Here is a 21,730-nt window from a genome sequence, read left to right on the forward strand (position 1 = left end):
CAACAACCGATCACCCGCGCTCGACGGCCTTCGCACGTTGCCATAGTGCTTCCTGCGCGGGCAGACTCTGCTGCGCAAAGATTTCACCATCAGCCGCCGCCAACTGTTCCATCTGACGAAAACGTCGCTCGAACTTGCGGTTGGCATGCCGCAGCGCACGGGAGAAATCGACTTTTGCATGTCGTGCCAGATTGACCATTACGAACAGCACATCACCGATCTCGTCCTCCAGCCGCGCAGGATCGGCGCCATCGGCGAACTCGGCATGCACCTCGTCCACTTCTTCAGCCAGCTTGGTGAGCACCGACCCCGGCTCGGGCCAGTCAAAACCAACGCTGGCCGCGCGCTCTTGCAGCTTTCGTGCGCGCTGCCATTCCGGCAGGCCCGAAGAAATGCCGGCCAACGCGCTGTCGTCCGCCGACTCGCCTCTGGCCATGCGTTCGGCCGTCTTGCTGTCTTCCCATGCCTGTTTTCGCGAGGCGTCATCGGCAAATTGCGTGTCGCCGAATACGTGCGGATGACGACGGCGCATTTTGTTGCTGATCGCGTCAGCAACGTCGGCAAAGTCGAACAACCCCGCTTCCTTTGCCATCTGCGCATGGAAAACGACCTGCAGCAGCAGATCACCCAGCTCGTCACGCAGATCATCCCAGTGACCGCGATCGATCGCATCGACAACTTCGTAGGCTTCTTCAAGCGTGTACGGTGCGACGGAGGCAAAGTCCTGTTTCACATCCCACGGGCAACCGTGTTCGGTATTGCGCAGGCGTGCCATGATCGCCAGCAGGTCGTCGAGGCTGTAACGTGTGGTATCAGTCATCTATGGCTCTTCCATGGGTGCAGCCGAGTTTGCTGATTACACGTAGCCGGTGGCACGTAAGCGCGCCGCCCAATCCACGCTGGTATCGCCGACGGCGATGAACTCGGGGTTGAGCAGCGACTCGCCGCGGTTGTAGGTGAACGGTTTACCCTGCAAGTCGAGCACTGCGCCGCCCGCTTCCTGCAGCACGCATTGCGCAGCCGCCGTATCCCATTCGCTGGTCAGGCCCAGCCGCAAATAGACGTCCGCCGCACCACGGGCTATCAAACAAAACTTCAACGACGAACCCAGCGGAACGAGTCGATGGTCGTCGCCAAGCAGCGTCTGCAACATGGCGGTCTGTTCGTTGCCGTGCGAACGGCTGCCGGCCAGCACCGGCGGCTGCGCCAGCGCGCGCGCCTGGATGCGCTGCCATTCACCGCCCACCTGCGTCTGCAACCACGCGCCCTCGCCATGTTCGGCGACGTAAAGCTCACCAGTGACCGGCGCCAGCACTACGCCAAGCACCGTCTGCCGATCGTCGATCAGCGCAATGTTGACGGTAAATTCGCCGTTGCGCTTGACGAATTCGCGTGTACCGTCGAGCGGATCGACCAGCCAGTAGCGCGCCCAATGCTGACGCTGCGACCAGGCCAGCGCTTTCGCCTCTTCGGATAAAACCGGCAGCACAGTCTCCAGCGAGGACAGGCCATCCATGATGACCTTCTGCGCCGCGAGATCGGCAGCCGTGAGCGGCGACGCATCGGCCTTGGTCTGCACCGAAAAATCGCTGCGGTAAATCGTCATGATGGCTTCGCCGGCAGCACGTGCAATCTCACCGATGTGCCGGGCGAACTCGGGTACAGAACTCATGAATGGCTTACTGCCGCTCGAAGCGGCCAGCGAGGTATTCGCGGGCCATGAACAGCGCGGCGATCGAGCGCCCTTCGGTTACATCATCGCGACCAATCAGGGTATGCAGCTCGGACATCTTCCACGGCACCACGTCGAGTTCTTCCGGCTCGTCGCCAACCAATCGCTCGGGATACAGGTCTTGTGCCAGCACAACATGCGCCATATGCGTCATGTAGGACGGCGAAAGTGAGAGGTTGTGCAGGATCTTGAGCTTGCGCGCGCCATAGCCAACCTCCTCCTTCAATTCGCGCTCGGCGCCTTGTTCGGCGGTTTCGTCCTGGTCAAGCCGGCCTTTTGGCAAGCCTAGCTCGTAGCGCCCCACACCGGCGCCGTATTCGCGCACCAGCAAGACGGTTTCGTCGTCGAGCATCGGCACGATGATCACCGCACCCAGCCCGCTGCTCTTCAATCGTTCGTAGGTACGACGCTCACCATTGGAGAACTCCAGATCAAGCTGCTCGGCACGCAAAAAATGGCTGTTCTGAATGTCTCGCGTGGCGTGGATGATGGGTGGTTTGCGCATTTCTCCATTCTAGCCTGCCATCGTCAGAATTCGCCGGTAAGTCGCTCGACGTAGACAGATCGAGACACTTGATTATCGAGACCAGGCGTGTGCGTATGCACATCGCTCGGGCAACCTGTATTCATTGAATGGCGCCTTGGTTATTAGCCCTATTCTTTTGCGACGCACAATATAAATGACGGATATTTATGAAGTTTTATTTGACCGCCCTACAGGTCGAATGGATACTCCGGCGTACGGACAGTCACGCTGATACATGCCGGGGGGCAGCGGTGCAGTGGCCGTGAGGTCTAACTGACATCCATCTCAAAGGGGAATTGCATGCGTTCGCTACGATTAGCCTTGCAGGCCATGTTGATCACGCTGCTTATTTCGTTCGCCGCGTCCGTCGGTGCCCGAACCACCACTGCCGCCAGCAGCAGCGGCTACACCCAGACCCGCTATCCGATCGTGCTGGTGCATGGCCTGTTCGGCTTTGATCAGCTATTTGGCACGATCGATTATTTTTACGGCATTACGGATGGCCTGCGCAGTGGCGGCGCCACGGTTTACGCAGTCGAACTCAGCCAGCTGGGTAATGACGTCACCCGCGGCAACCAGCTGATCGCCCAACTGGAAAACCTGCAAGCGGTTTACGGCTACAGCAAGTTCAATCTGATCGGCCACAGCCAGGGTGGCCTGGACGTCCGCTATGCCGCTGCGGTGCGACCTGATCTGGTTGCCTCGGTCAGCACCTTCGGTACGCCGCATACCGGCAGCGCCGTCGCTGACGGCATTGCCACGGTAGCACCGGCGGGCAGTGCACAGCGCGCGCTCGCGGTGGCGTTTGCCACTGCGCTGGGGAATCTGATCGACACGTTCTCAGGCGGCAACAATCCACAAAATGCGCTGGATGCGCTGAGCCAGCTCACGACTAGCGGTACGGCGCAGTTCAACGCGCAGTTCCCAGCAGGCATGCCGACTTCTTCGTGCGGATCAGGTGCCGCGGTAGTCAATGGCATTCGCTATTACTCATCAGGCGGCACTTCGGTGCTGACCAATGTGCTTGATCCGTCTGACCTGCTATTGGGCGCTGGCAGCCTGTTCTTCAGCGGCAGCGCAAACGACGGCCTGGTCGGACAGTGCTCCAGCCACTGGGGTACGGTTATCCGTGACAACTACGACTGGAATCATCTGGACGAGGTCAACCAGTTGCTGGGTCTGCGCGGCGTGTTTTCTTCCGATCCAGTGGCGGTTTACCGTGACCAGGCCAATCGCCTGAAAGGTCTGGGACTGTGAGGTCACGCCGCCAGCTGGGATGGATGCTCGGCCTGGCGGCGCTGGTCTGTGCGGGGTTGTTGCTGCGCAATAGCGCTGAGGAACTACCCGCGACAGGGACTCCCGTCGCGGGGACCACTGCAACAGCAACCCAGCAAGACAACAGTCCACTGCGTGGATCCCGGGCGACAGCCTCTACCAACTCACTTCACGATCCGCACTTCGTGCTGAAGAACGGGTCACTGCGCGGTACGGAGCCCGATGGCAGCGTGAGCGTGGGCTTCGGCGGTCATCTGAAGCCCGACATGGGCTTACGCCGACTGTTCGACTACTACCTCGTGCTCATCGGGGAAACGGATCTGTCGGGAATCCGCACCTTGCTGCACGATGATCTCCTACGCCGTCAACTCGATGCGCCCTTGATCGACGAAGTGATGGCGAGCTTTGATCGATACACGCGCTATCAGCAAGCGGCTGTTGCACTAGCCTCACAGACAGGGTTGTCATTGGATCAGCAACTGGCCCAGATCACTGCGCTGCGCCGTCAGATGCTGGGCGATGATGTCGCCGAGGCGTTCTTCGGCGATGAACAGCGACAACAGCAGCAAACGCTGCAGCGTCTGGCCATTCAATCTGACCCCAGCCTTTCGCCAGCCGAAAAAGCACAACGACTGCAGGCACTGGACGCTGCGCTGCCAGCAGCCGAGCAGGAAGCCCTGGCGCAAACTTCGCTGGGCAACACGGTTCAGAACCAGACCGACGCGTTCGATGCTGCGCAGACAGACGCCGGCACGCGCTACGCTGAGCGTGCGCAAACCTGGGGTGATGCTGCCGCCGACCGGTTGCAGCAGCTGGACCAAAGCCGCGCGCAGTGGCAGGCGCGACTCAACACCTATGCACAACAGAGCCAGGCCATCCAGGCCGATACCTCGCTGGATAGCGGGCAGCAGCAGGCGGCACTGCAGCAGCTGATGACAAGCAGCTTCAACGGCACCGAGCAGTTGCAAGTGCAGGCCATGCAGAGCAACGGTCTACTCGGCAAAGCACGTTGAACAACGCGCACGATTGAATAACCCGTTGCTATCGAAGCTCGGAATGAAACCGCTACAGCGGTCGCGCGGAAGAAGAGCGCCCCGTGGCGACAGCCCAGATCAGCAGTCCATAAACCAGCGCATGCAGTAGGCCGAAACCAAACATGGATATCAGGCCCACGTTCGCAAGAATAGAAACGCCAGTCTCGTGGGTGGCATTCAGTCCGGGCAGGTAGATGCTGTAAAACCAGATCGACGCCACCTGCAACAGCAACTGCAACACGCTGGCAATCATCAGTAGCATGGCGGCACGAGGTGCTCGCGCCCAGATGACACATGCCACCACAATGCCAGCAATGGTGGCCAGCGTCTGAAAGCTTCCACCTGCCATCACACCGAAAATGCGGCTCAAGTCTTCCATCGTCAATACTCCGGCCATGTGGAGGACAAACACAGACGTTCCAGCGCTTGAGCATGAATCGCCGGCGTACCAGCCAGCACGCTGCGCGTATTCAGCGTGATTGGACCACCATCGAGATCAGTGAAAACACCACCGGCCTCGCGCACGATCATCACTAGCGCGGCGATATCGAGGATGTTCACGTCCGATTCGATCACCAGATCGAGGCTGCCACGCGCCAGCAGATGGTAGTGACAGAAATCGCCGTAACCGCGGATGCGGTTGCTGTCGCGAATGAGCTGGCCGAGTGCATCCCATCGCACATCGGCGGTCAGCGTTTTGACGTTGCCCGTGGAGATCGAGGCCTGGCTGATTGCGCTGGTATCCGCAACTTTCACCCGCTCGCCGTCGAGCCATGCGCCGCCACCCACGCTGGCCCACATCGTTTCACCGTAGATCGGCGCGCTGGACACGCCGAGAACCAACTCATCACCATCCATCAAGGCAATCTGGGTCGAGAAGAACGGGGTACGCCGCACAAAACTCTTGGTGCCATCGAGCGGATCGACCAGCCACAGCAGGCCACCTTGCTTGCCCTCGAGTCCAAACTCCTCGCCATAGATCGCCGCCTCCGGCAGCGCGGCCTGCAGGATTTGCCGGATGGCCTGCTCTGCTTCGCGGTCAGCGATGGTCACCGGTGTGGCATCGGATTTCAGCTCGACCTCTACCCCGCGATGCCAGTAGTGCCGAATCACTTCGCCTGCCGCCGCGGCAGCTTCGCGCGCTGCCAGCATGGCCTTGGTTGCGATATCAGATTGCATGATCAGTGGGGTGTCCTGTCGGGTGTCGGTGCGGGCAAGCCCATGGCCATACCTCCGCTGCGTTGAATATGTACGGTGCCGCTGGGATCCGGTCGACCGAATTGGGCCAGCCAGTGGAGTAGCACCGGATCAGTCTGTCGAGCCAGCAGCATCGCGTCCAGTCGCCAGCCCAGCGGACTGAGCTGCAACTCACCGTCGGCTTTTAGCGGACCATGACCATCATCATGCAGCTGCGCCGCGATAACCCCACTCTGCGCCTGTGCCTGCAACTGCAGCACGCCCAAGACGATATCGCCACTGTGCGTTTTCAGGGATGCTTTCGACCACTGGCTATTCGCCTGCAGCTGCAAAGGCCAGCCCGCCTGCAGGAGAGCGTGCTCGACGGTCACCTGCAGCTCGCCGCGTGGCCGACCCAATGGCAGCTTTGCATACGCATCCAGCAAAGAGAGATCGACGCGCGCGTGGACGTCGTGCCACTCGACCTGGCCTGCCGCCAGCTTTTGCATCGCGCCGGAGAAATCCAGCTGTGGTCCGCTGAAATCCAGCTGCAGTTGCGTCTTTCCCAGCAAGGCGAGTCGCGACAATTGCCAGCTCAGCTGTCCGAGTGTATGGCCATCGGCTGTCGTCACCTGCGCCGCCCGCCCGTCCCACAGCAGGCCATCGACCTGCTGCAAACGCAGTCCGTGCAATTGCGGTGCTATCCAGAACATGGCCAGACGCGCGGGCAGAAACCACACCAGCAACAGCGTGGCCAGCAACAACCCACCTACGCCGATCAAGCATTTCCGCAGAGTCTTCAACCGCTAATTCCCGAACCTGTTCATGGATGGACTTGAGCGTCCAGCGCTCAGCGCCGATGATAGCCGGATGACCAACCCCACAAGCAGGAACGCCGCGCTCGCCGCGCGTGACCTCGAACACCTCTGGCATCCCTGCACACAGATGCACGATCACGGCATCGCCGGCGTACCCATGGTGCCGATCGTGCGTGGAGAAGGCGCCTGGCTGATCGATGCCGATGGAAACCGCTATCTCGACGGCATCAGCTCGTGGTGGACCAACCTGTTCGGCCACGCGAACCCGCGCATCGCGGCAGCGCTGGCAGATCAGGCGCGCACGCTGGAACACGTGATCTTTGGTGGCTTTACGCACGAGCCGGCGATTGCCCTGGCCGAGGAGCTGGTGCGCATCACGCCGCCGGGACTTGATCGCGTGTTCCTTGCCGACAACGGCTCGGCTGCGATCGAAGTGGCGCTGAAGATGAGCTTCCATTACTGGCTCAATCAGGGTCACGGCGAAAAGACCCGTTTTATCGCCTTGACTGGCAGCTACCACGGCGAGACGCTGGGCGCGCTCTCGGTGAGTGACGTGGCCTTGTATCGAAAAACCTATGCGCCGTTGTTATTGACGCCCTTTCTGGCGCCGTCACCGGATGCTTATGAAGGCGAGCCCGGCGAAAGTCCCGAGCAGATCGCCACACGCAGGCTGCAGGAACTGCGCGTGCTGCTCGAACGTCACGCGCATGAAACCTGTGCGGTCATCGTCGAGCCACTGGTGCAATGCGCCGGCGGCATGCGCATGTATCACCCCCATTACTTGAGTGGCCTACGCGCGCTGTGCGACGAGTTCGCGGTACATTTTATCGCTGACGAAATCGCGGTCGGCTTCGGCCGCACCGGCACGTTGTTCGCCTGCGAGCAGGCGGATACGACACCGGATTTTCTATGCCTGTCGAAAGGGCTCACTGGCGGCTTTTTGCCGCTGTCCGCCGTGCTCACTACGGACGCGATCTATCAGGCGTTTTACGCCGAATACAATGCCGGCAAGGCATTCCTGCATTCACACAGCTATACCGGCAATCCGCTGGCCTGCCGCGTCGCACTGGAGACGCTGGCGATCTTTCGCGACGAACCGATACTGGAACGCAATCGCCAGCTTGCGACTCATCTGGCGAAGCGACTGGAACCGTTGCGCGACCACTCCCATGTCGCCGACGTACGACAGACCGGCATGATCGCGGCGATTGAAATGGTCGCGGACAAGACCAGCCGGCGGCCTTTCCCTGCCGAAGAACGGCGCGGTTTACGCGTATATCTTGATGGGCTGAAGCACGGCGTGTTGCTGAGGCCGCTGGGCAATGTTATTTATTTCATGCCGCCGTACATCGTCACTGAGTCGGATATCGATCAACTGGTCGACGCAGCGATTGCCGGCATCGAACTCACCGTCACCGGCTGAGCGTTATTCACGTCGCCACATGCGACGTGAATAACCACTCGCCTTTCTCAGTGGCCGAGGCTGATGCTGGGATCGAGCATCTGCAAGGCATGCGCATTGTCGATAGCGCCGGTATTACGTAACTCATCGCCACCGTAACTACGCCCCGCCACCGGTAGGCAGTCGCCTTTCTTCGGTGGAATCAGGCTACCGGTATGACGCAGGCAAGTCCGGTCTCCCGGTTTGATCAGGCGATGATCGGTCGATGACGCCGTTGAATTCGCCGGCGTTTCATTCGTCTGGGATGCCGCTGGAGACGTCTGCGGCGAACTCTGAGCAACGGCTACCGCCCTGATCCCCGAGCCGGCCATCAGGGCGAAGGCGAAGATCATCCGCTTTGATCGGGGTGACTTTGAAGAGAATAATGTGGACATGGGCAAGCCCTCGGCAGCTCCCACAGGGAGCGACATGTCAGATGCTGCGCCGGTAACCGATAACTGGCAATGAGACGCGCCCACCCATCTCGCTGACATTCAGTTTTCATGGGCATTCGGCTAGCGTGCGGCGGCTCGGTTATGCTGCTTTTTTGCCGCGCGAACGCTCCATGCGAAACATCCGACTCCATATTGCCCAACCCCTGAGTGTAGGCGCCGAGCTTGCCCTGCCTGCACAAGCCGGTGAGCACGCCGTGCGCGTGCTACGGCTGGTCGCCGGTGATCCGATTACACTTTTCAACGGCGATGGCGGCGATTACGCCGCAACGATTCTTGTTGTTGGCAAGCGCGAGGTGACCGTCAGTATCGCTGAAAAGCTCGCTCTATCGAACGAGTCACCGCTACCGCTGACCCTGGCGCAAGGGGTGGCGCGCGGCGACAAGATGGATCTCATCGTGCAGAAGGCGACCGAGCTTGGCGTGGTACGCATCGTGCCGCTGCTGACCGAACGCTCCGAGGTAAAGCTGGACGCAGCACGGTCCGAAAAACGTCTGGCCCATTGGCGCGCGGTGGCCGCCAGCGCGTGCGAACAAAGCGGCCGGGCGCGGTTACCGGAAATCAGCGCGGCCGTGCCACTATCAAAATGGCTGGACGACCTGACTGCCGATGGCGCACTGCGTCTCGCCCTGCTTCCCGAGGCTGTCAGGTCGTCGCGCGAGCTGCGCTTTACGAATGCCGGCGGCCTGCTCGTGGTGGGCCCGGAGGGCGGATTGGGCGAACGTGATATCAGCGCGCTGAAAGTGGCGAACTTCGAGGGACTGCGGCTTGGACCGCGCATTCTTCGCACCGAAACCGCCGGGCTCGCCGCTCTGGCGGCACTGCAGGCCATCCACGGCGACGGCTGATATTTCCGAACCAATTTAGCTTTGCAAGAGGATAAGCTCGGCTTTTCAGCCGCCGGTACCCGACCACTCCGTCGCGTCATGCGGCGCAGGTGCTTCCGTCAGGTCGGCATCGTCGAGCAGACCCAGTAGTTCGGCTTCGATCCACTCCAGATCGGGAATCATCGCGACATCGTCGCGCACCAGTACCTGCGCTCGAACCCCAGGCGGCAGCGGGCTGCCGTCGTGGGTGGGAATGATCAGTTCGGCATTCAACGTGGTCAGGCGCGGAAAACCCTGCGTCAGCATCGCGATAAACGGAAGCTTGGGATTGCCACCCAGCGCCTTGAGCACCGCCACGCGGACGCTGGATTCGCCATCGCCAGCTTCGCTACCGGTCAACTGTGCGAATGACACCAGCGGCACGCGCCAGCCGCGCCAGGCAATGCGGCCCAGCAGCCACTCCGGCGCGGCGGTCACCGGCTCGGGTTTGCTGTAGGTGATCACTTCGGCGACGGTGGCGTTGGGCAACAGCAAACGCAGGTTGCTTACCGGCACCAGGACGCAGCGGATTTCACGCGGTAACGGCTCATCACTCATGGAAACACCTCGATCAGATGCGCCGCCAGCTCATGGGGCGTACCGGAAAAACTGACTAGCCGTTCGGCGGATATGCCACTGACCATATCGGCGTAATGCTCACCGGCCGACGACTCAACCCAAACCTTGCCGCCACGATCGTGTACCGCCTGCGATCCAGCGACGGCATCGGTACCGCGTCCGGAAAACACGATGGCCAACGCATCGCGACCGAACACATTGGCCGCCATGCTGAAACTGGCATCGATGGATGGCCCATGTGATGCATTGGCACCGCTGGGCATAAGCTCGACGCTGCCGTCGCGAACAAGCAGCAACTGCTGCCCGGCCGGTACGACCAGTACTTCGCCAACGCGCGCACGGCTGCCGTGCTTGGCAACCCGCACTGGCAACACAGAATGCGCTGCAAGCGTTTCCACCAGGGTGTCGACCGGCGTTTCACCGAGATGCTGGGTATGCACGAAAGCCAGCTTGGTGATCGCCGGCAACGCTGCCAGAAAGCCGCAGACGGACTCGCTACTTCCGGCGGCTGCACCGAGCAGCACGATCTGGCCCAGGCTATTGGCCCGAACCTCATCGGGGTCTTCATAGGTCTTTGGCGCAATGGCCTCTTCGATCGAAAGAAGCTGAAGATTCATCACCAGCTCGTCGTCCGGCTCGGCCTGGTCAGCCTCTGGCGCCAGGAAATCGGCAGCACTTACTTTATGGATACCGAAGTCTTCCGCAGCGGATTTTTCAGCCGGAGCGTTTGTGGGGGTGGCTGCTTCGTCTTCGTCCAGCAACGCCCAACTATCCGATACGCGCGCAGTGTTGGCCACGAGGGCATCAACCGGAATCTGCTCCGCAGCGGCGGCATGGATCGTTGCCACCAATGTATCAGTGCGCGGTGCCAGCTCCAGATGGTCAAGCTGGAAAACAGGCGGCGTCACGCTGATCGGACCTGCATCGTTCTCTGCCGTTGCAACTGCGGCGAAAACGCGGGTAGCTTCCGACGACCCGGACTTGTCAGTTTCGATTTCCTCGCCCGCTGGCGGGCCAAAATGGCCATCATGCAGAGGCGGCAAATCCTCGTCGCCGGTGAAACGCAGACCCGAGCCGGTCGGTGCCTCGTCCTCATCCGACAGGTCGCCCGATGCCAGCAACGCTTCCAGTTCAGCCGCGAGATTTTCCGACTCCTCACTCGCCGCCTGCACGTGCTGTTCTTCGGCATAGGTCTGCACCGACCGCTCGGACTCGAACGATGGCGACTCCAGAATCAGTGAGGAAGTCTGACTTTCCGACATCTGGCTTTCAGCAGCGGGAGTATTGGCTTCTGCTGCAATTTCCGGCTCAGGCGATGGTGCGGGAACAGCATCAGCAGCGGATTCTTTGGCAATAAGCGCCTCGAGTGTCTCGCTGGTCACCACCTCGACACCACGGGCATGCTCGGGACGCGGAGGATCGATATCGCCCATCTCCAGCACCTTGACCGCGAGATGGCGAGCCCAGCGGGCACGGTCCCAGCCGCTCAGTTCGCGACTGGCCTGAGCATCGTTGAAGACCACGCGAGGGGTGTCGCCATCGATTACTTCGTAAAGATGGTCGAGCGCATCGTCGGCCGAATCGTCCAGGTTCACGACCAGCACTTCGGCGCCTACTTTCTCCAGCAGCTCGCGCGTGAGCGTGGACATACCGCCCTCGTGCACAATGCGCGCACCGCGCTCGTTCAGAGCGTCACGCAGCTGCGCGCCCAGCTCGACGTCATCAAACAGCAGTGCAACCGCTGGTGCGGCATGACTCATGACTCGGCTCCGACACGCTGCTCAAGCACCTCACTGATCTGCACCAATAGCTCGGCCTCCTGATAGGGCTTGCCCAAATAACGGTCGACGCCGATATCGAAAGCTCGCTGACGATGTTTATCGCCGCTGCGCGAAGTGATCATGATGATGGGCACATCGCGCAGTCGCGGATCGGCCTTCATGTGCATGGCGAGCTCGTAGCCGTCCATACGCGGCATCTCGATATCGAGCAGCATCAGATCCGGCACGCGCTCGTGCAGTTTCTCCACTGCATCGACACCGTCCTTGGCTGTGCTGACGTCGTATTCGTGGCGCTCCAGCACGCGGCTGGTGACCTTGCGCATGGTGATCGAATCATCGACCACCATCACCAGCGGCCGCACCCGCACTTCCTCGATCACCGGCGCCTGCACGGCGCTCAGCCCATCGGCCAGACGATGCTGACGACGCGTGATGCCGTGGCGGACCAGCGGAGCGAGATCAAGAATGATCAACACCGAGCCATCGCCCATGATGGTGGCGCCGAGCAGACCGGGGACCGAGCTGATCTGCGGGCCGACCGACTTCACCACGATTTCGCGCGAACCGAGCACTGCGTCGATACGGATCGCCGCGCGCAGATCGCCAGCGCGGGTCAGCAGCAACGGCTGCTGTTCGCCTTCGGCCGGCAAACCGGGCGGCAAGCCCAGCAGTTCAGCCAGATCGTGGATGCCGTATTCCTCGTTACCGTACTGGAACGTCGGCTCGTCCTCGGCAAGCCGCACGGCCAGGTCGTCAGGACTCACCCGCGCCACACCCTGGACGGACGTCATCGGAATCGCGAAGGTCGCCTCACCGATGCGCACGAGAATGGCCTGGGTCACCGCGAGAGTGAATGGCAGGCGCAGCACAAACACGCTGCCTTTACCCGTTTCGGATTCGATCGACAGCGACCCACCAAGCTGCTTGATCTCGTTGGCAACCACGTCCATGCCTACGCCGCGGCCAGCCAGCTGGGTCACGGTGCTAGCGGTGGAGAAACCTGGCTGGGTGATCAGCGAAAGCAGTTGGTTGTCGGTCGGCTTGGTGTCCGCACGCAACAGTCCGCGTTCAATACCACGCTTGAGAATGGCCTCGCGATCAAGGCCGCGGCCGTCATCGCTGACGCGGATCACCACCTCGGTGGCTTCGCGCGCGACCCGGATATGCACGGCGCCTTCGTTCGGCTTGCCCGCCTTGCGGCGTTCATCGGGTGACTCGATGCCGTGCGCGATGGCATTGCGCAGCATGTGTTCGAACGGCGCCTTGATGCGATCGAGCAGGTTGCGATCCATTTCACCGTGTGCGCCGTCGACATAAAGCTGCGCACTCTTGCCGTCTTCCTGTGCAGCCTGACGCAGGGTACGGCGAAGGTTCGGCACCATCGTGTCGAACGGCAGCATGCGCGTGCGCAGCAGACCATCCTGCAATTCGGTACTGACGCGCGACTGCTGGATCAGCAGAGTTTCGGCCTGACGGGTGAGTTCATCCAGCAAGGTCTGAATGGACACCAGATCGGAGACCGACTCGGCCAGCGCACGCGAGTACTGCTGCAACTGCGAGTAACGATCGAGCTCGAGCGGATCGAACACGGTGAGGCCCGCCTCGCGATGCTCACGCTGGAAGCGCGCGATGATCTGCGCTTCGGTCTCGATTTCCAGCATGCGCAGCTGGCTGCGCAGACGGGAGACGGTCTGTTCCAACTCGACCAGGTTGAAGCGGTAGCCGGCAACCTGCTGCTCCAGACGCGAACGGTAGATCGCCACTTCGCCGGCGTGGTTGACGAGGCTGTCGAGCAGATCGGCGCGAACGCGGATCTGTTCCTGCGACGAGCGAACCTCTTCTTCCATTTCCGGCAACAGATCGGGAAGCTCGGGCAGATCCTGTGGAATGACGGCTGCGACAGGTGTCGCCGGAAGCACCAACGCGCTGGCTGTTCTTGCATGCGGCGCGGCATCGGCAATCGATATGGCATCGTCGGCAAGATTCGTTTCACCGGCCAGGGCCAGCAACTGATCGATCATGCCCTGTGGATAGTCGATGGCCTGGCCCAGCGAGACCGACTGCACCTGTTTGTGTAACTGATCGAAGCTGGCTTCCAGTGCCGCGATCAGCGGACCCGTCTTGGCCGGATCGCGAATGGGCTTTTCGAGCAGGGTTTCCACCGCATGGGTAAGATCACCCACGCCCATCAGGCCGGCGATTCGCGCGCCACCCTTGAGCGTATGCAGATCGCGCTGCAACTCGGGCACGTACGACAGCTCGGTCGGGGCATCGTGCCACTGCGCCATCACACCGTCGGCGTGATCAAGAATTTCGCGCGCCTCATCGATAAACACTTCCAGCAGATCGGCGTCGATATAGCCGGATCCAGCCAGTGCATAAACGTCGTCCTGGGCTACTGCGGACTCATCGGATGCCGGACTACCCTCAACATGTTCGGCAGCGGCATGCTCGGTAGTGGCATCTGTGGTCTGATTCGTAAGAGCTGCCTGTTCGGCGGCACGCTTCTCGGCATCGAGCTTTTCGGAAGCCAGGAGTTCGGCAGCAATCTCATCAGCCGCCTGCTGCGCTGCCAGTTCGGCGGCGTGCTCGGCCGCGAGTTTATCGATGGCGGCCTGCTCGGCGGCCGCTTGTTCGGCCACAAGCTGCTCGGCAGCGGCCCTTTCTGCGGCGGCCTTTTCGGCAATCAGCTGTTCGGCGGCAGCACGTTCAGCGGCAGCCACTTCCGGCTCGAATGCACCCAGCGCAGCGACCATCTCGGCGGCGAGCGCCGCGTGGTGCGCATCGTCGGGGTGAACTTCCGCCGGAGCTTCTGCCTCAGATGTTGCATCAAACTCGGCATCGTTGATCGGTGTATCGGCGTGCGCCGATTCCGACACGACATCGGCTTTGACCCGATCGTCTGTTGTCTGATCGTTTGTCGTATCGACTTCAGAGGCATCCGCGATGGGTTCCTCATCGGCCTGCCGCTCGTAAACAACGTGTGCGACCTGCGATTCCGGATAGCGGTCACGCAGTGCCGTGATCTGCGCAGTGAGCGCATCGGCGTTGGGCAAGTGTGGCTGGATGGCATCGAACTGGTCCATCACGTGATCGACCAGATCGACCGATTGCTCGAGCATGCGCACACCGTCGGACGACAGCGCGATGTTCAAGGCACGCAGGCGCTTGAACAGACTTTCCAGCGGGGACAGCAGTTGGGTCAGCAGTGGAATGTCGACCATCGCGATCGCGCCGTGCAGCGTATGTACGGCACGCAGAAGATCTTCGCCGATCGGCAACTCGATATCGCTGCGCTGAATGGCAGCGCGAATCGTATGCAGATACTGCGCGACTTCGCTACGCAGGATTTCGAGCAGCACCGGATCGACCGGCGGCATCACCGGCATGGCCAGCATCGATTCGGACGGCGACTCCGGCTCAAACGCCACCAGGTTAACCGCCGCGGTATGACTGTCGGTGAGGCTGGCTTCCGGCACGGCATCCGCCGCGATCTGCGATCGGGGAATGCGTCGAACCACAACGCGACGAACCATTTCCGTGGCCGTCGACAGATGATCTTCCACTCGCGTGTGCTGACCGCTGGCCACTTCTTCGGCGGTCTGCATTATCGCGCCCAGCGGCGCTGTCGGCGTGCCTTCACCTTTCAGCGCGGCAAGCAGTTCCGGCAGCGCGGTAATCGCATGGCGAACCACGGCCTGCACGCCTTCGTGCGGCTCGATGGTGCTGTCGAGTACACGGTTGAGCATGTCCTCCACTTTCCAGGCGAACTCGCCAAGCACACCGGCACCGACCAGTCGGCCCGAACCCTTCAGCGTGTGGAAGGAACGACGCAACGTGATCAGCGAGGAAAGATGGGCAGGATCAGCCAGCCAGACTTTCTCGCCGTTGCGCAGACTGTCGATTTCTTCCTGCATTTCCTCCAGGAAGATCTCGCGGATATCGTCGTCGATACCTTCCGCGTTGAGATTGAAGGCGGTGTTGGCTGCCAGCGCGTCGCGCACCGGCACCTCTTCGAATTCCTCTTCCTCGATCTCGATCCAGTCGTTGTCCGGATCATCTGATCCGAGATTCTCGGACACGGGCGGAGCCGTGGTTTCGGTTTCTGCCAGCCGCATGCCGTCGATGTCATGCACCGTGGCCGTTTGCTGTTCGCTCTCACCGATAAACAGGTGCGCCAGATCGTCGCCCGGCAACATGCTGACCGATTCGCTCAGCTCGGGGTGCGACTCATGCACGAAGCCCTTGTGCTCAAGATCCTCGTTGGCGAGCCCGGCATCGTGCTCGGCGCTATCAGACGCCGGCTCGATAACCGATGGTGCCGGCAACTCCCGTGCGACAGGCAACGGCCAGTAGCCGAGCAAGCCCAGGCTGTGCTCGGCTACATCGAGAATATGTTCCAGACCGCCGCGGTGTTCTCGCGCGGCCTCGAGGTAGTACTCGAGCGCCGCCAGTGCGTCAGCGAGGTGATCCATCTGCACGCCGGATGGCACGCGCCGATCGATCAGCAGCTCTTCGGCGACGAAACGGCCGACGCCTTCGGCCAGCTCTGCCGGACGTGGTGCGGAAAGCATCCGCAGTGCACCGGCAACCTCGCCCATCAAGGCCGGAGCAACGACCAGATGGCTGTGCTCCCAACCCGATTCGACGAAGGCAATGATTGCGTTCTTGACGTTACCGGTATTGGTGATCGCTTCTTGCATCAGCGCGGTAACGACACCGAGCGCCTCGCTGCGCGGCAGACCATGCACTGCTTCGCCAGTTTCCGCTTCCTCTTCGGAACCCAGGCTTTCGATATGGTCGTCCAGCGACGACTCGACGTAGAGCAGCGCACCGGCGACGTCCAGCAGGGTCTCTTCGTCCGGCTGACGCATGCGGTTGGCAATTTCGTCGAGCACTCGACGCTGTTCGATGATGACCCGGCGTGGCACGTTCAGCGCCAGCATGCCCAACGTGTCACCGACGCGCTCGAGCATTTCACTCTGCGAGGCCAGCTGCGACGGATCGGCACCCTCCTGGCGCAGGAACAGATCGAGCGCTTCCTTGACGCGAAGCAGGTCGTCCTTGATGGCACGCGATACCGAATCGAGCAGCGCACGGTTGTGACCCGCCATCGAACCGCGAGCGTGTTCCAGTTCGGCGGCATCCGGCAACAGGCTGTCGAGCGCATAAGTGCTGCGCAACAGCTCCATCTGCGGACTGCGCTCTTTGGCCTGCGCCACGATGTAGAGCATCTTGCAGGCAACATCGTCGGCATCGCCTCCACGAAGGCTGATTTCACCCTGCTCGATGAGCTGGCGAATGCTGCGATCGACCTTGCCGATCAGCTGACGTATTTCACCGGCAAAGCTTTTCAGCATGCCCTGCTCAAGGCCTTCGAGCACACCGGCGGAAATCCACCACAGGCGGCGACCGTGTACGTGATAGCAGCGCGATGCAATGGCGAGCAACGTGGTGCGCATGCCAACCAGCTGATGCTCGGCATCCTGACCACGGAACCAGCTGAGCAGCTGCTGCTGAAAACGCAGGCGCAGATCCACCAGCTCGCCGCGATGCGCTTCGGCATACGCTTCGCTCATCGCCGCTGGCGCCTGCTCGGGCAGGAACGCATCGAGGTTGGGATGGAACATCGCCGACTCGGTCAGCGGCGGTTGCTCGCGACTGGCGCGCAGATCGTTCAACAGCGGCAGCAATACCACGGGTACATCGCGATGACCGCTGGACAGCCGCTCGAGGTAGTCGGGCAGCTGCATCAGGCCTCGCATCAACGACGCGTACGCTTCCTCACGATGAGTTATTTGATCCTGAAGTAGCGCGCCAGCCAGCGTCTCCATCTCCGCGGTGATCTGGGCGGCGCCGTACAGCTCGACCATCTGCAGGGTGCCGCGCACTTGATGCAGATGCTCGGCGCACGAACGCATGGCATCGCGATTGGTCGGATGCTCAACGTACGTTGCCAAGGCCTCGCGGGCGGTCGACAAGGTTTCGTCGAGCTCCGGCTTGACCCACTGCAGCGTGGTGAAATCGATGTGGTCTTGAAGTCTCATGTGCCTCTCTCGACGATTGCCCAACAGCACGTTACGCAACCAACGAGAATGCCCCCCGTCTTGTGCTTGTATTCATCGGTCTGCCATCAGCCCGACGGATAGTTCAATCAACCCGGCAACTTGAAATGCGCCACCGAGCGGCGCAGGTCACTCGCCAGCTGCGCCAACGTACCGATCGAGTCGGCCGTCTGGCTCGCGCCCTGCGAGGTCTGCGAAGTAATTTCCTGAATCGCGTTCATTGATACCGAGACATCCGTTGCCGCTGCCGACTGCGCGCGCGCCGCGGTGGAGATGCTCTGAATCAGCGCCGACAAATCGTGCGAAACGCGTTCGATATCGCCCAGCGCGCTACCGGCATCTTCCGCCAGGCGCGCACCCGCGACCACCTCGGCGGTGGTCTGCTCCATCGAGTTCACCGCTTCGTTGGTATCGGACTGAATCGTCTGCACCAGCGTTTCGATACGTTTGGTCGCACTGGTCGAGCGTTCGGCCAGTCGCTGCACTTCGTCCGCCACCACTGCGAAACCGCGACCGGCCTCACCGGCCGAGGCCGCCTGGATGGCGGCATTCAACGCCAGGATGTTGGTCTGCTCGGCAATGTCGTTGATCAGCTCCACGATCGAGCCGATCTCCTGCGAGGATTCGCCCAGCCGCTTGATGCGCTTGGATGTTTCCTGGATCTGGTCGCGAATCGAGTCCATGCCGGAGATCGTTTCGCGCACCACTTCGGCGCCGTGCGAAGCGATCTTCACCGAGCGCTCGGCCACGTCGGCCGACTCGGCAGAATCCTTCGACACGATGTCCATCGAGCTCACGATCTGGTTGATCGCCGAGGTCGCCGAGCTGATCTGCTGCGCCTGTTGTTCGGCCGCGTCGGCCAGATGACGCGCCGTGGTCTGTGTTTCCTGCGCCGACGACGACACCTGCTCGGAGGTCTCGTTGATGGTAGTTACCAGGGAGCGCAGCTCGTCGATGGCGTAGTTCACCGAGTCGGCGATGGCGCCGGTGATGTCCTCCGACACGGTGGTCTTTACGGTCAGGTCGCCCTCGGCGAGCGAACCCATTTCGTCCAGCAGGCGCATGATCGCCTCCTGGTTGCGCTGGTTGAGCTCGGCACTGCTGGCGAAGCGGCGGCGCTGATCGCCGACCAGGGTGATAACCAGCGCGACGGCGAAAACCACCGCGGCGATCGCACCGAACAAACCCCACCACACATTCGGGAACAGGCGACGCAGCGGCAGCTTGCCGACCTGCTCGGACAAATCGTTCGCGCGCAACAGCACCGTCTGCGAATCCAGTGAAGCCTGGTTACCGGCGTGCTTCACGTCGGCAAGGTTGCCGGCCGCTGCAACCAGCTTGGCCACAGGATCGGCCAGCTTGTTCCAGCTATCCGTCATATCGGTGAGGATCTTTTTGGCGTTGGCGTCGCCAATGGGCTTCACGCCACTTTCCGAATTGCCCTCGAGCAGACCCTTCAATACGTTGCCGTACAACTGCGCATCGCGGGACAGGCCATCGGCCGCCGACTGCGCGTTGTCGCCACCCTGTAACACTTCCTGCACGCGACGGATAATTCGGTCACCGGACAGCATCTGGCGGGACGTGCCGAGCATCTGATCGGAGCTGCCGTTGTGCTGCTGCAGAATGTTGACCACCTGCTCCATGCTCGAGTTGAGCAGGGGCATCTGCTGCGCCAGCGTATTGGCGCGCACGCCGGAGTCGGTCACCACCGCCTTGTTGGAAAGGATCTTGCCGATGTCGTCGTCGAGCTGCTTCCACGAATCATTCAGCGCGATCACGGCGCGACCGGTCAATGTGGTGCTTTTATCGTCGTAGCCCGGCATATCCGTATGCGTATCGCCCTTGATCAGACGCTGCACTGCCGAATCAATGGAATTGCGATTGGCTGCGAGTTCATTGAAGGACTCGGCATTGCCGTTCGCCGCTTCCAACGCGGATTTTGCCGTCTGCTGCGACAGCACCTGAATCTGTGTCGTCAGCGCGATAGCCTGTCGATCCTCGCTGTTCTTCTGGTTCAGCAAACCGAAATCGAGCGCCGCAAAACCAATCGAAACCACAAGCAGGACAATGTAAACGGCATAACCCCGTTCCCTGCTAACGCCCCCGGTAGTGCTCATGTTCACCTCGTCCGTCTGACCTGACCTGATCGGCTCCGCTTTGTTGAGCGGGTACCGGCCTGGGACTTGCTAACCAAAATCCGGCCACGATGGGCGCCGGCCCTTCTTGTCTAAAGCGCGATCGGATGATCAGGCCGCGGCCTGACGAAAATCCGGTGCGCGTACCAATCGATGCATGCTGAAAATCGCCAACTGCTGCTCGCCGACGCGATTTTCGACGAAGCGCGTCAACCGCGGATCATCCTCGCGCCCGGCATCGCGCCGTTGCTCCTCGTCTACCGTACGCTGGCCGAATACTTCGTCGACCAGCAGCGCCACGCTGCCATTGCCCTGGCGCACGATCAGCAGGCGGGTGCGATCGGAGTGCTGCGTGCGCTCGCCGAACAGGAAGCGCGCAAAATCGACTACCGGCACCAGATTGCCGCGCACATTGGCCACACCGAGCAACCAGGGCTGGGTACCCGGCACCGGCGTGAGCGTCGGTACGGCCAGCAGCTCGTTGATCTCGTCGATGCCGCTGACCAGCAAACGTGAACCGACGCGAAAACCGATGCCGCGCCACAGCCCTGGCGCTTCCAGCTTGTCCTGCGTGTCGGAGGCGTGTGCCAGCGACAGCCGCTCGTAGCGGGCCAGAATCTCAAAAGGCGTGCGGTTGACGGACTGGTTCATGCCACACCCGGTAACAGATCGTTGATACAGGCCAGCAGCTCTTTTTCATTCACCGGCTTGGTGATGAACGCGCGGGCACCCTGACGCAAACCCCACACCCGGTCGGTTTCCATCGACTTGGTCGTGATCATCACGATCGGCACGCCCGCCGTGATCGGATCACGGCTCAGCGTGCGCGTGGCCTGAAACCCGTTCATGCCAGGCATGATCACGTCCATGATGACCAGACTGGGCAAATCAGCACGCGCCCGCTCGATGCCTTCTTCAGCACTGTTGACGGCGACAACCTCATGCCCGGCACGCTCAAGCAGCGTGGTGAACACGCGCACGTCGGTCGGTGAGTCATCGATGATGAGAATATTGGCCACAGGCTCCCCTCAGAATCTGCAGTCAGCGGCTCGCAGGCACGGTGCTGACATGGCGGTGGATGGCACCAAGCAGTTCGTCACGCGTGAACGGCTTGGTCAGATATTGTTCGGCACCCACGATACGACCACGCGCCTTGTCGAACAGGCCGTCTTTCGAACTGAGCATGATCACCGGCGTCGCACGAAACTGCGGGTTGTTCTTGATCAGCGCGCAGGTCTGATAACCATCCAGCCGCGGCATCATGATGTCGACGAAAATGATCGCCGGTTTCTGGTCGGAGATCTTGGCGAGCGCCTCGAACCCGTCAACTGCTGTCACCACGTCACAGCCTTCCTTCGTCAGCAAGGTTTCCGCTGTGCGCCGGATGGTTTTTGAGTCGTCGATCACCATGACCTTGAGACCGGTCAAGTCATTAGCACTAACGTTCAAATTCACTACTCCCCCTGGGGCCCGCGCGAGCTCAGGTCAATCACGAAGACAAGCAACTTGTGTGCCGTCGTTCGTACGTGTAAAAAATCACGAAACAAAATCAGGCGAAGCCCGCTCTGCGCCGGCGCTCAATAAGCTTTAGTTGTGTACCGCCTGCCCGCCAAGACTGTCAAGCAATAATCGCGCAGACTCAACAAGCAACACGCACAACGTGACCTATATTGGCACCATCGGGCTCATGGCGACAGCTCCGGCCAAGCCGAGCTTGTCGCCATCGACCATCTGGACGACCATCGCACCCGATGATGTCAATCTGACGAATTCAAGAGGCCTTCGTGGCCGCGAGCTTGTCCGGCGCTGGGTTGAATACCGCATTTGAATAACAACGGAGAATCGCC

At 61.2% G+C, this 21,730-nt stretch carries 18 protein-coding genes; 4 read left to right on the forward strand and 14 right to left on the reverse strand.

Annotated elements, in window-relative coordinates; all coding sequences use genetic code 11:
* Positions 1–10 precede the first annotated feature (10 nt).
* From mazG to nudE, 3 genes are read right to left on the reverse strand one after another with little or no spacing between them, the layout of a single operon-like run.
* Positions 11–820: a nucleoside triphosphate pyrophosphohydrolase gene (gene mazG / locus HDE79_RS08895; protein ID WP_184601564.1), complete on the reverse strand. Its 810-nt coding sequence runs from the start codon at positions 818–820 to the stop codon at positions 11–13.
* A 36-nt stretch (positions 821–856) separates the two neighbouring features.
* The gene (cysQ, locus tag HDE79_RS08900) at positions 857–1,672 is read right to left on the reverse strand and encodes a 3'(2'),5'-bisphosphate nucleotidase CysQ (protein ID WP_184601565.1); all 816 of its coding nucleotides are present in this window, start codon (positions 1,670–1,672) and stop codon (positions 857–859) included.
* Positions 1,673–1,679: 7 nt separating this feature from the next.
* Positions 1,680–2,237 (reverse strand): ADP compounds hydrolase NudE, encoded by a 558-nt coding sequence (gene nudE, locus HDE79_RS08905; protein WP_184601566.1) that lies wholly within the window; start codon positions 2,235–2,237, stop codon positions 1,680–1,682.
* Positions 2,238–2,558: 321 nt separating this feature from the next.
* Here nudE and HDE79_RS08910 point away from each other — a divergent pair, with 321 nt between their 5' ends.
* Complete coding sequence (locus HDE79_RS08910; protein WP_255488339.1) at positions 2,559–3,515, forward strand: triacylglycerol lipase; 957 nt, start codon at positions 2,559–2,561, stop codon at positions 3,513–3,515.
* On the forward strand, positions 3,512–4,546 hold the full coding sequence (locus HDE79_RS22220; protein ID WP_184601567.1) for a lipase secretion chaperone: 1,035 nt from the start codon (positions 3,512–3,514) through the stop codon (positions 4,544–4,546). Before HDE79_RS08910 ends, HDE79_RS22220 begins: the two co-directional genes overlap by 4 nt.
* 52 nt (positions 4,547–4,598) lie before the next feature.
* Here HDE79_RS22220 and HDE79_RS08920 read toward each other — a convergent pair whose 3' ends face one another.
* From HDE79_RS08920 to HDE79_RS08930, 3 genes are read right to left on the reverse strand one after another with little or no spacing between them, the layout of a single operon-like run.
* On the reverse strand, positions 4,599–4,946 hold the full coding sequence (locus HDE79_RS08920; protein ID WP_184601568.1) for a hypothetical protein: 348 nt from the start codon (positions 4,944–4,946) through the stop codon (positions 4,599–4,601).
* A gap of 2 nt (positions 4,947–4,948) precedes the next feature.
* Positions 4,949–5,746 carry an inositol monophosphatase family protein gene (locus HDE79_RS08925; RefSeq protein WP_184601569.1) on the reverse strand — a complete coding sequence of 266 codons (798 nt, stop codon included), beginning with the start codon at positions 5,744–5,746 and terminating at the stop codon, positions 4,949–4,951.
* A gap of 2 nt (positions 5,747–5,748) precedes the next feature.
* Positions 5,749–6,546, reverse strand: coding sequence for a type II secretion system protein N (locus tag HDE79_RS08930; protein ID WP_184601570.1), 798 nt, complete (start codon positions 6,544–6,546; stop codon positions 5,749–5,751).
* Positions 6,547–6,613: 67 nt separating this feature from the next.
* On the opposite strand from HDE79_RS08930, the gene HDE79_RS08935 reads away from it, so the two are divergent.
* Complete coding sequence (locus HDE79_RS08935; protein ID WP_184601571.1) at positions 6,614–7,984, forward strand: adenosylmethionine--8-amino-7-oxononanoate transaminase; 1,371 nt, start codon at positions 6,614–6,616, stop codon at positions 7,982–7,984.
* A gap of 47 nt (positions 7,985–8,031) precedes the next feature.
* Here HDE79_RS08935 and HDE79_RS08940 read toward each other — a convergent pair whose 3' ends face one another.
* Complete coding sequence (locus HDE79_RS08940) at positions 8,032–8,355, reverse strand: hypothetical protein (protein ID WP_184601572.1); 324 nt, start codon at positions 8,353–8,355, stop codon at positions 8,032–8,034.
* Between the two features lie 212 nt (positions 8,356–8,567).
* Here HDE79_RS08940 and HDE79_RS08945 point away from each other — a divergent pair, with 212 nt between their 5' ends.
* Positions 8,568–9,302 (forward strand): 16S rRNA (uracil(1498)-N(3))-methyltransferase, encoded by a 735-nt coding sequence (locus HDE79_RS08945; protein ID WP_184601573.1) that lies wholly within the window; start codon positions 8,568–8,570, stop codon positions 9,300–9,302.
* A 45-nt stretch (positions 9,303–9,347) separates the two neighbouring features.
* Here HDE79_RS08945 and HDE79_RS08950 read toward each other — a convergent pair whose 3' ends face one another.
* The 7 genes from HDE79_RS08950 to pilG all read right to left on the reverse strand — a co-directional run bounded on the left by HDE79_RS08950 (position 9,348) and on the right by pilG (position 21,338).
* Entirely contained in the window at positions 9,348–9,878 is a 531-nt protein-coding gene (locus HDE79_RS08950) for a chemotaxis protein CheW (RefSeq protein WP_184601574.1), read from the reverse strand.
* The gene (locus tag HDE79_RS08955) at positions 9,875–11,659 is read right to left on the reverse strand and encodes a chemotaxis protein CheB (RefSeq protein ID WP_184601575.1); all 1,785 of its coding nucleotides are present in this window, start codon (positions 11,657–11,659) and stop codon (positions 9,875–9,877) included. Before HDE79_RS08955 ends, HDE79_RS08950 begins: the two co-directional genes overlap by 4 nt.
* Positions 11,656–17,727, reverse strand: coding sequence for an Hpt domain-containing protein (locus HDE79_RS08960; RefSeq protein WP_184601576.1), 6,072 nt, complete (start codon positions 17,725–17,727; stop codon positions 11,656–11,658). Before HDE79_RS08960 ends, HDE79_RS08955 begins: the two co-directional genes overlap by 4 nt.
* A 107-nt stretch (positions 17,728–17,834) precedes the next feature.
* Positions 17,835–19,865: a methyl-accepting chemotaxis protein gene (locus HDE79_RS08965; protein WP_184601577.1), complete on the reverse strand. Its 2,031-nt coding sequence runs from the start codon at positions 19,863–19,865 to the stop codon at positions 17,835–17,837.
* A 129-nt stretch (positions 19,866–19,994) separates the two neighbouring features.
* Positions 19,995–20,534 carry a chemotaxis protein CheW gene (locus HDE79_RS08970; protein WP_184601578.1) on the reverse strand — a complete coding sequence of 180 codons (540 nt, stop codon included), beginning with the start codon at positions 20,532–20,534 and terminating at the stop codon, positions 19,995–19,997.
* On the reverse strand, positions 20,531–20,902 hold the full coding sequence (locus HDE79_RS08975) for a response regulator (RefSeq protein WP_184601579.1): 372 nt from the start codon (positions 20,900–20,902) through the stop codon (positions 20,531–20,533). The genes HDE79_RS08970 and HDE79_RS08975 overlap by 4 nt, the downstream gene beginning before the upstream one ends.
* A gap of 22 nt (positions 20,903–20,924) precedes the next feature.
* Complete coding sequence (pilG, locus tag HDE79_RS08980; protein WP_343205934.1) at positions 20,925–21,338, reverse strand: twitching motility response regulator PilG; 414 nt, start codon at positions 21,336–21,338, stop codon at positions 20,925–20,927.
* Positions 21,339–21,730 lie beyond the last annotated feature (392 nt).

It is taken from the genome of Rhodanobacter sp. MP1X3 (genome assembly GCF_014207165.1).
In the GTDB taxonomy this organism is placed as follows: domain Bacteria; phylum Pseudomonadota; class Gammaproteobacteria; order Xanthomonadales; family Rhodanobacteraceae; genus Rhodanobacter.

Bases quoted from the DNA above. Each gene is read 5' to 3' on its own strand.
- mazG (WP_184601564.1), bottom strand. From the start codon at position 820: ATGACTGATACCACACGTTACAGCCTCGACGACCTGCTGGCGATCATG.
- cysQ (WP_184601565.1), bottom strand. From the start codon at position 1,672: ATGAGTTCTGTACCCGAGTTCGCCCGGCACATCGGTGAGATTGCACGT.
- nudE (WP_184601566.1), bottom strand. From the start codon at position 2,237: ATGCGCAAACCACCCATCATCCACGCCACGCGAGACATTCAGAACAGC.
- HDE79_RS08910 (WP_255488339.1), top strand. From the start codon at position 2,559: ATGCGTTCGCTACGATTAGCCTTGCAGGCCATGTTGATCACGCTGCTT.
- HDE79_RS08920 (WP_184601568.1), bottom strand. From the start codon at position 4,946: ATGGAAGACTTGAGCCGCATTTTCGGTGTGATGGCAGGTGGAAGCTTT.
- HDE79_RS08925 (WP_184601569.1), bottom strand. From the start codon at position 5,746: ATGCAATCTGATATCGCAACCAAGGCCATGCTGGCAGCGCGCGAAGCT.
- HDE79_RS08935 (WP_184601571.1), top strand. From the start codon at position 6,614: ATGACCAACCCCACAAGCAGGAACGCCGCGCTCGCCGCGCGTGACCTC.
- HDE79_RS08940 (WP_184601572.1), bottom strand. From the start codon at position 8,355: ATGATCTTCGCCTTCGCCCTGATGGCCGGCTCGGGGATCAGGGCGGTA.
- HDE79_RS08945 (WP_184601573.1), top strand. From the start codon at position 8,568: ATGCGAAACATCCGACTCCATATTGCCCAACCCCTGAGTGTAGGCGCC.
- HDE79_RS08950 (WP_184601574.1), bottom strand. From the start codon at position 9,878: ATGAGTGATGAGCCGTTACCGCGTGAAATCCGCTGCGTCCTGGTGCCG.
- HDE79_RS08955 (WP_184601575.1), bottom strand. From the start codon at position 11,659: ATGAGTCATGCCGCACCAGCGGTTGCACTGCTGTTTGATGACGTCGAG.
- HDE79_RS08960 (WP_184601576.1), bottom strand. From the start codon at position 17,727: ATGAGACTTCAAGACCACATCGATTTCACCACGCTGCAGTGGGTCAAG.
- HDE79_RS08965 (WP_184601577.1), bottom strand. From the start codon at position 19,865: ATGAGCACTACCGGGGGCGTTAGCAGGGAACGGGGTTATGCCGTTTAC.
- HDE79_RS08970 (WP_184601578.1), bottom strand. From the start codon at position 20,534: ATGAACCAGTCCGTCAACCGCACGCCTTTTGAGATTCTGGCCCGCTAC.